At 34.2% G+C, this 14201-nt stretch carries 11 protein-coding genes and 1 pseudogene; all 12 read left to right on the top strand.

The genetic code is table 11. The features are described 5' to 3' along the window. The first annotated feature begins 9 nt into the window (after positions 1–9). The 12 genes and pseudogenes from A6754_RS22045 to A6754_RS21995 all read left to right on the top strand — a co-directional run bounded on the left by A6754_RS22045 (position 10) and on the right by A6754_RS21995 (position 13878). Positions 10–897, top strand: a complete 888-nt coding sequence (locus A6754_RS22045; protein WP_180320264.1) for a tyrosine-type recombinase/integrase — start codon at positions 10–12, stop codon at positions 895–897. Positions 898–967: 70 nt separating this feature from the next. Continuing rightward, positions 968–1843, top strand: coding sequence for a heteromeric transposase endonuclease subunit TnsA (locus tag A6754_RS22040; RefSeq protein ID WP_066451122.1), 876 nt, complete (start codon positions 968–970; stop codon positions 1841–1843). After that, positions 1812–3935 carry a TnsB C-terminal domain-containing protein gene (locus tag A6754_RS22035; RefSeq protein WP_066451119.1) on the top strand — a complete coding sequence of 708 codons (2124 nt, stop codon included), beginning with the start codon at positions 1812–1814 and terminating at the stop codon, positions 3933–3935. Before A6754_RS22040 ends, A6754_RS22035 begins: the two co-directional genes overlap by 32 nt. Next, a complete protein-coding gene (locus A6754_RS22030) occupies positions 3925–5520 on the top strand; it encodes an ATP-binding protein (RefSeq protein ID WP_066451115.1) in 1596 nt (531 codons plus the stop codon). Before A6754_RS22035 ends, A6754_RS22030 begins: the two co-directional genes overlap by 11 nt. A gap of 3 nt (positions 5521–5523) precedes the next feature. Next, positions 5524–7362: a TnsD family Tn7-like transposition protein gene (locus A6754_RS22025; protein WP_066451111.1), complete on the top strand. Its 1839-nt coding sequence runs from the start codon at positions 5524–5526 to the stop codon at positions 7360–7362. A gap of 160 nt (positions 7363–7522) precedes the next feature. Then, the gene (locus A6754_RS22020; protein WP_066451110.1) at positions 7523–9421 is read left to right on the top strand and encodes a KAP family P-loop NTPase fold protein; all 1899 of its coding nucleotides are present in this window, start codon (positions 7523–7525) and stop codon (positions 9419–9421) included. A 17-nt stretch (positions 9422–9438) separates the two neighbouring features. Beyond that, on the top strand, positions 9439–10158 hold the full coding sequence (locus tag A6754_RS22015) for a Qat anti-phage system associated protein QatB (protein ID WP_066451109.1): 720 nt from the start codon (positions 9439–9441) through the stop codon (positions 10156–10158). Then, a complete protein-coding gene (qatC, locus tag A6754_RS22010) occupies positions 10155–11567 on the top strand; it encodes a Qat anti-phage system QueC-like protein QatC (protein ID WP_066451108.1) in 1413 nt (470 codons plus the stop codon). Before A6754_RS22015 ends, qatC begins: the two co-directional genes overlap by 4 nt. Next, entirely contained in the window at positions 11551–12291 is a 741-nt protein-coding gene (locus A6754_RS22005) for a TatD family hydrolase (protein ID WP_066451106.1), read from the top strand. Before qatC ends, A6754_RS22005 begins: the two co-directional genes overlap by 17 nt. An 86-nt stretch (positions 12292–12377) precedes the next feature. After that, positions 12378–12692: pseudogene (locus tag A6754_RS23335) on the top strand (type II toxin-antitoxin system PemK/MazF family toxin); the annotation flags it as partial. Further along, on the top strand, positions 12672–13268 hold the full coding sequence (locus tag A6754_RS23330; protein WP_306806941.1) for an ATP-binding protein: 597 nt from the start codon (positions 12672–12674) through the stop codon (positions 13266–13268). The pseudogene A6754_RS23335 and the gene A6754_RS23330, both read left to right, overlap by 21 nt. Before the next feature lie 136 nt (positions 13269–13404). Continuing rightward, complete coding sequence (locus A6754_RS21995; RefSeq protein WP_066451102.1) at positions 13405–13878, top strand: GNAT family N-acetyltransferase; 474 nt, start codon at positions 13405–13407, stop codon at positions 13876–13878. The last annotated feature ends 323 nt before the right edge of the window (positions 13879–14201 follow it).

Here is a 14201-nt window from a genome sequence, read left to right as displayed (position 1 = left end):
TTGATGAAGATGGTATCTGAATTTATAAGCGAGTTAAAAAGGGAAGGTAAGAGTCCATTAACGATTCAAGCCTATGCAAAGGACATTGAACAATTTATGGATTGGTTAGATGAAACGATAGGGTATGCAACAGATGTAATTACTGAGACTGACATTCGTGAATATCGTCAATTTTTAAATCTCCATAAAAAGCTAAAAGTGACGAGCATCAACAGAAAAATTAAAAGTATAGTCCAACTTCAAAAGTTTCTTTACAGGAAAGGAATATGTAAAGAGGAGGTGAATCTGAAAAAGGTTCTACAGAAGAATAATATTTATCTTGATTATGAAGTGACCGTTGTAGAAAAACAAGATCTCTACAGATTGAAACGTACAATCGAGGCGGATGGAAATAAGAGAGATATTCTAATTTACTATTTGCTATTTGCAACAGGTGTCAGGTGTAGCGAGTTAGTATCAGTAGATTTAGAAGATATTCAAATGACAGATCGTAATGGAAAGAACAACTATAGTTTTATCCTTATTCGTAATGGAAAGGGAGATAAGATTCGAAAGATTAATTTGAATGCACAAGTAGTAAACGCAATTCGAGCATATTTAGAGGTAAGACCAGAGTGCTTGTCTAACAAACTACTTCAAGGTCAAAGAGGATCGCTTACAAGGTTAGCAATTAATAAAATCTTAGAAAAGTATAGTAGGAAGGCTCAACTTGACTATATTGTTTCACCACATATGGCCAGGCATACCTTTTGTTCCAATCTAATAAAGGAAGGAAAAGTTGATCCCAAAACCGTTGCAATTTTAAGCGGGCATTCTACGGTGGATACATTATATCGGTTCTATGTGAATAGCAGTGGAGAAGATAAGCAAAGAGCTGTTGATAATTTGTATGTTTAATAAGTAGAAAATGCAATGATTTTGCCGAGTTTCTTCCTATTATATATTTACTTTGAATGGAGTGTATAAAATGCCTGTATTGAAACATGAACAAACTGCTGAGAAATTAGCGAAATTAGTTGAAAAGGGATACGGTCAGGGAGAGGGAATAGATTACAAGCCTTTTCTTGATGTTATTCGAGTACCAAGCAAAGGGCGGGTTAGTCGAATCAAGGGGTGGAAGACGAATCGAGTACATCATTTTCTCACTGACTCGGAGACTCGCTATTTTTATCTATTGGAGTATGGAGGATTTGAGGGTTTCCAAATTATAGATGTTCGTGAGCATTATCCCTTGATAGAAGGCATGAATGAAATATTGCCAACCTTGGATAAACAACTAATCAAACGTGTGTTTAATCAGAAATCAGGAGAACCAATGGTATTAGTGACAACCTTTCTGATTACTTTGCAAAATGCGGATGGTGATATTAGCTATTATGCAAGATCAGTTAAGGATTATCGGCAGTTAGAGAATAGCCAAGTTATCGAACGTTTTGAGGTAATGAATAGGTATTGGAAATATAGAGGAATAGACTACGGCATCATTACAAATAAAGAAATTCCGATTGTCCCTGCAAAAAACATTGAATTTATCCACTCTGCTTACCATCTGGATGAATACGGCATTAAAGATGAAGAACAAGTAATCTACATAGATTACATGCTAAAGCTAATAGCAAATTACCAAGATAGTCCTGTAAAAGATGTAGCAATCCAATTTAATAATGATCTTAATACTGAAGATGGGACTGGACAACTCATATACAAGCATTTGTTAGCAAGAAAAATTGTGAAAATAAACATGAACAAGCCAATTAATTTAGATCTTCCTTGTTCAGAGGTAACTTTTGTGGATAAAGGAGAGGGTATTGGTGCTTTTTATCAACATGTTGATTCAATATGAAAATGATCCTAAGAGTATCGATAGAGTAATCTTTATTGATGACAACTATCAAACTTGTTTTCTCATAAATGTATTTGATAATTCGTTTCCTATAGCCAAGGAGATTAAAGAGGTTGAGGATACTATAAATGATGGGACAGTAAAGATTATTCGTAATGATCCTTGGGCTTTATTACTGTCTGAGAATGATATTAGTGAAAAGGCAAAATTAGTACAAGAAAAAGCATGGGCAGTTGTTTCTCGGTTATTAGAATTTGGTGTGGATAACCTGTTAAATACAACGAGTAGGAATAAAGTTATCAACAAAATTGCTAATGAAATGGGGATAAATCACAAAACAGTCGTTAAATATTTGAAGCGTTACTGGAAAAGAGGAATGTATCCAGATTCATTACTTCCTGATTTTAGAAACAAGGGGTGCAAGGGACAAGAAAAACAAAGTGGAGAGAGAAAGAGGGGAAGACCAAGAAAAGGTAAGCGAATTGTAGGGGATGGAATCAATATAGATGAAGAAGTGAAAAGGATATTCAGATTAGCGGCCATTAAATATTACGAAACGAAGAAAAATGTTAGTGTACGGTATGCCTATGAGCAGATGATTAAGGAGCATTTTAGAAAGGTGCTGGAAGAATCTCCAGAAAAGCTCCCAACTTATAATCAATTTCTCTATTGGATTAGAAAGGAACAAAATTTATCAAAGGAGATTATTCGTAGAACAGGGAAACGTAACTACGATTTAACATACAGACCAGTTTTGGGTAGTTCGACAAGTGAGGTACGTTCACCTCTGGATAAGGTACAAATTGATGCTACTGTTGCAGACGTATATTTGGTAAGTGAATTTGGTGGGGGTAGAAATTGGGTGATTGGAAGGCCAATTTTATATTTGTCCAAATGTGTATTTTCGCAAATGATTGTTGGTTTCCATGTTGCATTGGAAGGGCCAAATTTTGAGCAAGCAAGGCTGGCTTTAATGAATATGGTTGAGGATAAGACAGAGTATTGTTCGCAATTTAATATACAGATTGATGAATCACAGTGGCCTACTGCTTATTTACCTAATTGTATTGTGGCAGACAGAGCTGAGCTTCTTTCAAATGCATCTAATGTACTTACGGAGAAATTGAATATAAAAATGGAAAACTCTGGTTCGTGGAGAGGCGATCTAAAATCGCTAATCGAAAGGCAATTTGGACTCTTAACCAACGAGGTTATTAAGCCCATATTGCCTGGGGCTGTTGATAAGGACTTTGGAAAACGTGGTGTCAGAGATCATCGCCTAAGCGGAAAATTAACCTTATCGGAGTTCAAGAAAATAATCATCAATTACATTTTATACTTTAATAATTACTATGTATTGGAAAATTACATGATGGATGAAGAAATGATTAGGGCAGGCGTTGAACCAATCCCGATTAAAATTTGGCAGTGGGGGATAGAGAATAGAGCTGGAAGACTCCGAAAGATCTCAAAAGAAAAAATGATGTTGCACATGCTTCCTGAAGGAACGGCAACGGTAACTGAATCTGGTATAAAGTTTCGTAATATATTCTATGGTTCAGATTTGGCGTTAAAAGAACAATGGTTTGTTCAAGCCCGTTATAAAAAGAGTTGGAAGGTTTCAGTTAAATACGATTCGAGAAACCTCAGCCGAATATATTTAAAAGGTGTTCACGACAATGGATTTGAAGAGTGTTATCTATTGGAACATCAATCTCGGTATAAAAACAAATCTCTGGAAGATATTAATTATTTGCAAGAGTACGAGAAGATGCAAAAAAGTGGGTATAAACAAAATGAATTGAAAGCCAAAATTGACCTTAAAGAAGCAATAGAAGATATTGTGAAAAATGCTGAAAAACAAGCAAAGGCGAGTGGAGTTAAGGAAAGCTATAATAAACGAATAAAGAACATAAAGGTACATAGGAAATTTGAACAAGAAAAAATAAAACAGCAAGAGCAAGCAGAGTCTCAGAACGTAAAAACGGAGAGTATGAGAACTAATATTATTCCAATGAGTGGCGTATCTAATGATGACTTGTTGTTACTAAAAAATATGCAGAAGAAGGGGATTGCCAAACGTGAAGAATAATCAGTTTATTCATGCTTTTTACCATGAACAGGTGATAAAAGAATACGAGGGTAATCCCCTGATTGAAGCACTACCCCCCATTTTATCAAAGCAGGAAGTCGTAGAAAAATTGTGTTATTATCCTCACTTTGATGAAAGTGAACGTCAATTAGATAGTCAATATCGATTTCATATTATTCAAAGGCTCTTTTCTTTATTTCAAGTTCTTCCCTTTCACATCGATTTGGAGTCCAGGTTATCCAGGCTTCTAAGGCAGGGTTATATAGGAAGAAATCCATTTAGTCCTACATATGCTTCATCGTTAATTCAGGGACATGAGAATATACAGAATCAAGTAGACCAAGGTTGGTTTAATCACTCAATTCCAAGAGGTCTAACAATAATTGGGCCAAGTGGTACTGGTAAAAGTACGGCTATTGCGAAAATTTTCGATCAATTACCTCAAATTATCAAACATTCGAGCTATCGGGGGAAAGATTTCTTGTTTACACAATTAGTTTTTCTTCGCCTTGAATGTAGCCATGATGCATCGGTCAAAGGTTTGGTGAACCAGTTTTTTATAACTGTTGATGGTCTATTAGGAACAAACTATTTTGAAAAGTTTGGTCGATCTAACAAACTGTCAGTAAATACATTGATGCCAATTATGACGCAAATCATCAATTCGGTCGGTGCTGGAATTTTATGTATCGATGAAGTCCAACATCTCAGCATAAGAGGAGTAGGTTCTAAGCTAATGCTTAACTTCTTTACCACACTAAATAATATGATTGGAATACCTATCGTACTCATTGGAACTCCTTCCGCTATGAATGTTTTGCAAAGGGAATTTCGACAAGCTCGTAGAGGAAGCGGCCAAGGTGATTTAATTATGGATAGAATGGAAAACGATGCGTATTGGAGGTTGTTCTTGGAATCTATTTGGGAATATCAATGGGTTAGAAATCCAGTAGAACTGACTGATGAGATGGTTGAGGTCATGTACCAAGAATCGCAGGGGATTATTGACATTTGTTTGAAGCTCTTCTCTTTGTCACAAATAAGGGCCATCTCCTCTGGTAGTGAATGTCTCTCAGTAACCTTAGTTAGACAGGTAGCAAGGGATTATTTAAAACTCGTTCAGCCTATGCTTACAGCTTTAAAATCTGGTGATATGAGTAAAATCGCACAATATGAAGATATTTATTTTCCCTTTCAAGAAGCAGTAGAAAGAGAGAGGATTGACTTAGAGAAAAAAGACTTTATTAAAGTGATGAAAAATAAACAAAATTCAATTGATGATACAAAACTTAGAGAAGAAGCTCTATTCCGACTTAATATACTTGGACTGTCAAAGGAAAAAGCTAAAGAGGCAATTAACGAAGTATGCAAAGCTACGATCTTTACTGATTTACAAGAATTAGTGAAAAGTGCGTATCAATATTCGGTACAAATAGTTTTAGAGAATGAAGGTACAAAAGAAACAAGGGTAAATTCAGAAAGTGACCTGAGAACAATTGTGAAAGAAGGCAAGGAAAAAGGGCTTTCAGCTTATGCCTCTTTAATAGATTCAGGAATTATCAAGCAGATTAAGGAGGTGGTATAAAAGATGCTGTTCTTTCCTACTCCATATCCTGATGAACTACTATTTTCGTTATGTTCCAGATATTATGTAAGGAGTGGCAACATTAGTTACAAAGGAACTCTGGATGATCTGTATTCTAATCGGAGCTTAACAGCTTCGATTTCTTTGCCTTCAGGAATTAGCTCGTTAATAAAAAACATGCCACCTTTCTCCAAGATGAATGAAGAACAAGTTATTCATCAGCATACTTTATTTTTATTTAATTCGGCATTTTTACCATTTGAGCGGGCTAAGACCATTCACACAGAGATGTGTAGTAATGATGGGAAAGGGGTTTACGTTCGTTCTGGCTTAAATGCAAGTGCAGTAACGCAAAATGAATTTCTTCGTTATTGCAAAGACTGTGTGCAGGAAGATAGAGAATTGTTCGGTGAATTATACTGGCATCGGAACCATCAGATAAGTGGGATACACTGTTGTTTAAAGCACTATACTCCCCTTTATGACAGCGACATAAAAGTAGTCGGTTCTAATAAGCATCGATTTGCTATTCCTACATTGGAGAACTGTTCTGCAAAAAAGAGTGTACTTGATGGAGTTGCCGAGAAAACAAGATTGGAATACATAATGCATTGCAAGAAGTTGAAGAAGAGTATTTTGCAGATATTGGAACAGCCATATGTACATCATCCGTTAGAATGGTTTGATCAGAAGTATAGAAATAAATTAGCTAATATGGGTTTGGCTTATTATACTGGTCGTGTTAAACAAAAAGATTGGAGAGAATATTTTCAGACTATCTATAGTGAAGAGGTGTTACACCTTTTCCATTCACCATTAAGAGGTAATCAAGATTGGCTTTCGCAAATAGTTCAAAAAAATCGGAAGTCCTTCCATCCTGTAAGACATCTATTAGTAATTTTAGCTTTAGAGTTGACAATAGAAGAGATTTTTAAAAAGAGTTTACCTCAGCCATTTGGTCAACCAAACTATCCATGCCAGAATATTGTTTGCGAATACTATAATGTCCCTATAATCGAAAACGTATCTATTACTCTATGTGAAAAGACTAAAATACCCATTGGAACGTTTACATGCCCTAAATGTGAATTTAGCTATACGAGACGAGGGCCAGATCAAAATGAAGCGGATAAATTTCGAAGAACAAGGGTTAAATCCTATGGTTCACTATGGGAAAGGAAGTTACAGGAGTTTTCAAAGTCTGGTATTGGATTAAGAGAGTTATCTCGAAGAATGGGAGCAGATCCGAATACAATAAGGCGATTTTTAAATAGTGAAGAAGAAACTGGCTTGGAAATTGAAAATACTGAGAACTTTGTTACGCAAGATCAGCAAAGCTGGCTTTCAATGCAAAAGGAATGTTCACACAAGTCTATCAAACAATTAAGAGATGCAAATAAGGCTCTGTATATGAGGTTGTATAGAAGGGACAGGGAATGGTTGAAAGCGAATAGTCCCAAATCATTAAAAAGAGCATCCTCTGTAAGAATCGATTGGAATAAGCGGGATGAAGAGATATTGGCAGAAGTAACTAAAGTCGTTGAAGAACTTCTTAATCCAGAAAATAAGCCAGTTCGAGTTACGGTAGGTAAGGTTGGGTATTTAATTGGAGAGAGAGCATTATTAGAAAAGAAGCTGGATAAACTACCGTTGACAAAATCTTTTCTACATCAGAAGGTTGAAGCCATTGAGAAGTTTCAACACCGCCGTATTTATTATGCAATCAAGAGAAGTAGAGCTATAGGTGAAGTCTTAGTGTCATGGAAAATATTGCGAGGTGCAGGAATTAAAGAAACTAATAAATGGACTGAAATTGTTAATAGAATTTTAGCAGACTTGTAATATACATGTTACTGGTAGATGAATACATTCTGAAAGAGACATATCTTTTATAGATATGTCTCTTTATGTGCGAATCTTTAGAGTACATAGACAAATCAGTAGAAATAGGTCAAAATATGTATAAATATGGTTTTGTTCTTTGATATTAGGAGGGATTTAGATGTGGGCGGATAATGCTTCAAAAATAGATATGTTATCTTACGAACCTTATGCTGAATTATTGCACGATATAGCTTTAAGTGAACGAGTTAATCCATTGACCATTGGACTTTTTGGCAATTGGGGAAGTGGAAAGTCTACGGTACTTAATCTGATAGAAGGGAAAATTAAAAGAGAGGAAAATCCGAAAATAACTTCTGTTTTTGTTAATGCATGGATGTTTGAAGGTTATGATGATGCAAAAACGGCACTTATGGAAGTTATACTTAGATCTTTGGAAGAAAATGAGGATATAAAAAGTAAAGTTGGTGGTACTCTTAAAAGTCTCAGAGATAGAGTGGATTGGTTTAGAGTTGGTGGTTACGCTGTTAAGAAAGGGATTCCCTACCTGTTAAGTGCAACACTTGGAAATCCATTACCACTCCTTATTGATGGGTTAAAATCATTTGTACCCAAAGATGAAAAACAGGCTGAAGAAACATTAGCGGGAATGAAGAAAGCAAAAGAATTTCTAAAAGACCAATCTGAAGAAGGAAATGTAGTTCAAAATATAAGGATGTTTCGAGAGGAATTTGAGCAAATGATGACTGATTCCAACTTAGAGAATCTTATCATCATTATAGATGACTTAGATCGGTGCAGTCCTGAACGTATAATTGACACACTGGAAGCAATAAAGTTGTTCTTAGCTGTAAAGAAGACAACCTTTATCATTGCAATAGACGAAGATGTTGTCAGTTACGCTGTGCAAAGGAAATATCCCAAAATAGACGATGCAACACTTGATATTTCGAAAGACTATATTGAAAAAATTGTACAAATGCCTATTAGGATACCAGAATTATCGGACATTGATGTAAAAAACTATTTATTACTCTTAGTCAGTGAAATGTTTCTGAGTGAGAGTCATTTAGATAGGCTATTGTTAGGATTAAGAGAACGTCAGATTTTCGTTAAAGGAGAAATAATAAATCAAGAAGAAATATATTCGATTTTAGATTTCTCTACAAATAATTTAGAAGAAGTTTTTAAGACAGGATTCAATAAACAGGATTTTGAACTACAGTTAGATGTATTCGGAAGCGTAGCTGAAGTAATCTCAACTACGTTAAAAGGAAATCCTCGTCAGGCTAAGCGATTCTTAAATTCATTCTACATTAGAAAAAAACTATCAGATATTCAAAATCTTAATCTTGATTTAAGAATTTTGGCAAAACTGATGGTTCTTGAATATACACATATTGAACTTTTTCGAGAATTATATACTTGGCAGGTAAAAAATGAAGGATATGCAAGTGAATTAGAGGAATTAGAGAAGATTTCAATGGATGAAAATGTTGATGAATCAAAAATTGAAATAGTAAAGAAGAAGTATAACAGTTTATGGTTTAAACCAATTGTTCAGCAATGGGTGAAAGTAGAACCATTAAATCTTTATGATCAAGATTTGAGACAGTATTTCTATTTGGCTAAGGAATCTATTAAAGAAAAGGGAGTTTCCTTACTTAACCTAACCTCTATAGAAAGAAAATGGGTTAATGATATCAGTACCGAGGAATTACAAGAATCGTTAAGGAGACAAAAAGTTGTTGAATTTAGCGAAGACCAAAGCCTTGACCATTCAAAAATTATCAAAGGCATTATCTCAAAATATCAGACCAACAGAGAAGCCTATATTAAAGTGTTAATTTTAATATATGAGCAATTTCCAAATTATAGAGATGAACTTGTCAAGGAGTTTAAAAAACTAAGAAAAGAAGAATTTAGTCCTGGAACAGTTTTAACGTTTAATGCAGTGAAAATGGTGAACGCCGACCATTACCAAGAGGTTAAGAATCATTTTATTAAAGAAGAGGTAGTAAGTGTAGGGATTTGGGAAAGGGTTGAAAAACCGAATTAATTATTAGGAGGATATGAATGGGGACTTCAAAAGGGTATTTACCGCCCACTGGTCATTTATGGACTGATACTAAGAGAGCTGTCTCAAATATGAATCGAAACAATTATAGTGGTAGCTCTATCGGTAAGGCTATGTCAAATTTTTCAAAGGCAACTGGTGGAAGTAATGGTTCAAGAAATGAAGGGAATACAGCGATAGGAGCATCTGGTTCTAAGGCAATAAGTTTTGGGAATTTAGTAAGAAGCATTGGTTTAAATAACGCCCTTGATCAAGTGGGTTTATCCCACCTAATCGGCAAAGGGCCTCAAGCAGTATTTGAAGGTTTAATAGATTATTTTTCAGAGGGGACAAATTCTCTTCAACAATCCATTGCAAACCAGGCGATGCAAGAGTATATGGAAGAGATGATGGGTAGTGTAAGAAGTGAAGAAGAACTCGAAGACGCATTTACAAATTTAGAAACTGAAGTATTCATAAAGGATTATTTAACGAAATATGTAGAGGTTTCATTCTTTACTAACTTTGCTGAAAAAATAAATTCATTATGTAAGGATATTACAGAAGCTATAAAAATGCAGGGAAGAATAAAAGAGTTTATTAGACTTACAGTTTCGGAAAGTTACAAATCAGATGCCTTGAAGAATATTGATTGGAAGGGAAGAGAAGGAAGGCAATATCTCGAAAATAAGTGTGAAGAAATATGGGGAATCTTTGAAATGTGGGGTGATTCAGAATGAGCAGGATTTGGTTCGTAAAGAATGAACAGGATGTAGAAACGGGCAGTAGTATGGTTTACAACTTAACATCAAAAAACAACAAATCAAATATTAAAACAGACGTAGAGAACTTATGGAGGATGTTCAGTCAACCAAGTTTATCAAAGGTTGTTGAAGATTTATTATTAGTTGGAATAGCTGTTTTTACAACCGACAAAAAGATTCCAAGAAAAACAGCAAAGGATGGATGGAGTAGAGAATTAAATCTCCATATACCTGTTTTGGAAATTGATAAATGGAATTCCGTTAAAAACGAGTTAGAAGAAACACTTTCTTTTCTGAGTGGCGACACATGGAATATTTCTTTTTATCATACGGTAGAAAGGCTTAGAGGTGATAAAGTTAATAAAAAATATAATATTAAAGATCCTACATCTTTTGATTGCGTCTCATTGTTTTCAGGTGGAGTGGATTCATTTTGCGGGGCTCTAACGCTTATGGAAAGTAGTAGGAACCCATTATTTGTAGGGTTTAAGGAATACCCATTACTACTTAGAAGACAAAAAACTCTTATCGAGTCAATTCAAGATAAATATAGTGAGCAAAATATGGATTTTATCCAATTCAATGTCTCCCCAAGAAGACCGTCAAATGTAGGTTCGAATAATACGTTTGGAGAAAGCACAAGTAGAAGTAGATCGTTTCTTTTTATTACTGGTGCAATTGCTGTTGCTTCAATGATTGGTAAAGACACACCTGTTTATATTCCTGAAAATGGCTTTATAGGTATAAACGTTCCTTTGACACAAAGTAGAAGTGGAAGTTGTAGTACCAGAACTACCCATCCATATTTTATAGGCTTAGTTAATCAGCTACTTATTCAAATAGGGATAGGTAATAAGGTAGAAAATTTCTATTCAACAAAGTCAAAAGGTGAAATTATTTCTGAACATCAAAATAATAATGTTTTTAAAGACAACTATAAAGAAACATTGTCTTGCTCCCACCCTTGTCAGTCGAGGTATGACGGAATTAGTCCGCCATTAAATTGTGGGTACTGCTATCCTTGTCTAATTAGAAGAGCGTCATTAGTTGTCAATGGGTTTACTGATGATCATTACAATTCTAATTACTCACTGGACAAGGAATTTATAGAGACCAATCTAAAGATTGATGGGAAAGCAAGCGACTTAAAAGCTGTGTTATATACAATTAGAAGATTCGTAGACAATGAACAAGACTCGGTTTTTATTAGAAAATTACTTCGACAGCCAGGGCCGCTATCAAGTGCTGAATTAGACTCTTATGAAAGTGTATATCGTACTTCTATAGAAGAGCTAATTTCGATGGTAGAGTATGAAGATGGAAAAAATAATGGAGAGTTAAAAAAATACATGGGATTAAAGGAACAGCATGCAGAATTACGTTGATTTCCATGTTCATATTGACTATTACGAAAACTACAAGGAAGTTTACGAATACTATACCACAAATAAAATTTATGCTCTTTTCGTTACAAACTTCCCCGAAATTTATAGAAAGTCTAAAGAAACTTTTGCTGATTCAAAATATGTCAAAATTGCTTTAGGGTATCATCCAGAGATGGTTGAAATTAAGCCATTTAACAGAAAAGAGTTTGATAGGCAGTTAGATAAAACAAAATACTTAGGAGAAGTTGGATTGGATTTCTCAAAAAGATTTTACAAGTATCGAGATGAACAGATCAAAGTCTTTCGATACATTTGTCAAAAAGCTAACGAAGGCAACAAAATAATGTCTATTCATTCAAGAAATGCAGAAAAAGATGTCTTAAAAATTTTAAATGAATATAAAGTAAAATATGCTGTTTTTCATTGGTACACTGGTAGTAGTAGTTTATTACAAGACATCCTTGCGTCTGGTTATTACTTTTCCTTAAACCCTTCAATGTTGAAGTCAAAAAAGGGAAAAGAATTCATAAGTAATGTGCCTTTAGAACGGATATTAATTGAAACGGATGGGCCTTACGGAAAATTTAAAAACCGTCATATTACTCCTGGTGATATCCCATCTGCATATAAAGACTTTGAATATTTCTTGGGAGTAGAAAATTTAAGAGAAATAGTATTTCAAAACTTGAATGGATTGCTTGTAAAGCAACTGGAACGAAATTAAAAGGATTGAATTGAAATCATTGAAGTAACAATAGATCCCTTAGAGTGGTAATACTAAATTATTGTAAGCAACGAGGAGAATGAAATATGGTTAAACAAGGTGAAGTGTATTTTGCTGATTTATCTCCTGTGCATGGAAGTGAACAAGGAGGATTAAGACCAGTATTAGTTGTTTCCAATAATATTATGAACAAACATTCTACATGTGTAATTGTTGTTGCAATAACTGCACAAATTAGTGAACCAAAACTTCCAACCCATGTTGTAATAGAAAACGATAAACATAATTTTAGTAAAAGAAGTATCATATTATTAGAACAAGTTCGGACAATAGACAAAGAACGTCTAAGAGAAAGGATAACAACACTTGATATAGAGACAATGACAAAGGTTTCTGAAGCGTGGTCATTCAATACATTTATGGATGAAAGGGGTTTTCAAAAACTTTCCACTCTGCAATTACCAACCTTTGTTAAAGGATCATTGTTTAATCAAGAAGAGGATTATGAATATGAGTTTAAAGAAATAAGAGAGAATGATATTGCGAGAGATATTATAAAAGATAAGGTGATTGAGTACACAGTCGCATTTCTAAATGATGATGGGGGAAGAGTTTTATTTGGTATTTCAGACGATCTAATTGTAAAAGGTGTACTATTAAGCAGAGATGAAAAAGATGATATAAGACAATTAGTAAATAATAAGATTTCTGATTCTGTACAACCTTCTGTATCTCCTAACTCCTATGCAATAGAATTTCATCAAGTTTATGATGAAAACAGTGAAATGCTATCAGATTTATACATCGTTGAAATTCTTATTCGATCACCGATTGATTCGACTATTGTTTATTTTGACAACAAGGATAGAATTTGGTCAAAAGTCAATGGTGGAAAAAGGCCTTTAAAGGGGCCAGCAATTCAAGATTTTATTTTAAGAAAGGCTCTAAATAAAGCTCTAAACAAAAATAGAGAATAACATCAAATGAATAAAGATACAGGAATTTCTCTACAAATGAGTAGTGTTTGCTAAAGTAACCTCAAAACCTTAAATCTTAATATCAATAGATATGAAATGTATTTACCAGAACAGGATTTTAAAAGGAGATAAAGAGATGGAGATATTAATTGAAGGTGCAAAAATAAGTGATACAAAATCTTTAGTTACAATTTATCATGATGCCTATTCTGAAAATGAAGAAATGGGTTTTCCTACAAGTGCATCAAAAGTAACGACAAAAGAGGTTGAAGATTGGATTAAAGAAACTATATTATACATAGCTCGTTTGGCTAACTCTTCCGAAGCTGTAGGTGTTGTGAGGTTTAAATATAGCAGTGAGTGGAATTGTTATGTATTAAGTAGATTAGGAGTAAAGTCTATTTATAAGGGTAAAGGAATTGCTAAAAGCCTAATGGAATATGGAGAATCAGAACTATTAAAAATGGGTGAAAGGACATTGAGATTGACAGTAGCCCAAGGACATCCTTATTTGTTAAAAATGTATGAAAAGAGGGGATACAAGATTGTAGGAGAACGGCCTCTACCTGAGCTACCGTATGATGAATTTATTATGGAGAAATTATTATAGCGAAGAAGGATTGATTGGAGGATTAAGAGTTTGATATAAGGAAATATCGAAAGGTACATAAAATTGATAATTAGACTTGCTGAAGAAAAAAATATTAAGGAATTAATAAGTATGAGATGGGGTCCTACTATTGAATACGATGAAAATAAATAAGTCAAACAGAATCAATTCGATGATTTTCATAGGGAATGTTACTCATTTGTTTTTTTAGTGAATGCATTTAATAGTAGGGTTTGTAAAGAATGCTCTTTTTCACCAATAAACTTAATAGACTGCATAGTACAGGATGTAAAGGGGGAGACTGAGAAACCCTTTATATAAGA

The organism is Cytobacillus gottheilii, assembly GCF_001636345.1.
Taxonomy (GTDB): Bacteria; Bacillota; Bacilli; order Bacillales; family Cytobacillaceae; genus Cytobacillus; species Cytobacillus gottheilii.
This window is presented reverse-complemented; position numbering and strand designations above follow the sequence as displayed.

Bases quoted from the DNA above. Each gene is read 5' to 3' on its own strand.
- A6754_RS22045 (WP_180320264.1), top strand. From the start codon at position 10: ATGGTATCTGAATTTATAAGCGAGTTAAAAAGGGAAGGTAAGAGTCCA.
- A6754_RS22040 (WP_066451122.1), top strand. From the start codon at position 968: ATGCCTGTATTGAAACATGAACAAACTGCTGAGAAATTAGCGAAATTA.
- A6754_RS22025 (WP_066451111.1), top strand. From the start codon at position 5,524: ATGCTGTTCTTTCCTACTCCATATCCTGATGAACTACTATTTTCGTTA.
- A6754_RS22020 (WP_066451110.1), top strand. From the start codon at position 7,523: ATGTGGGCGGATAATGCTTCAAAAATAGATATGTTATCTTACGAACCT.
- A6754_RS22015 (WP_066451109.1), top strand. From the start codon at position 9,439: ATGGGGACTTCAAAAGGGTATTTACCGCCCACTGGTCATTTATGGACT.
- qatC (WP_066451108.1), top strand. From the start codon at position 10,155: ATGAGCAGGATTTGGTTCGTAAAGAATGAACAGGATGTAGAAACGGGC.
- A6754_RS22005 (WP_066451106.1), top strand. From the start codon at position 11,551: ATGCAGAATTACGTTGATTTCCATGTTCATATTGACTATTACGAAAAC.
- A6754_RS23330 (WP_306806941.1), top strand. From the start codon at position 12,672: ATGACAAAGGTTTCTGAAGCGTGGTCATTCAATACATTTATGGATGAA.
- A6754_RS21995 (WP_066451102.1), top strand. From the start codon at position 13,405: ATGGAGATATTAATTGAAGGTGCAAAAATAAGTGATACAAAATCTTTA.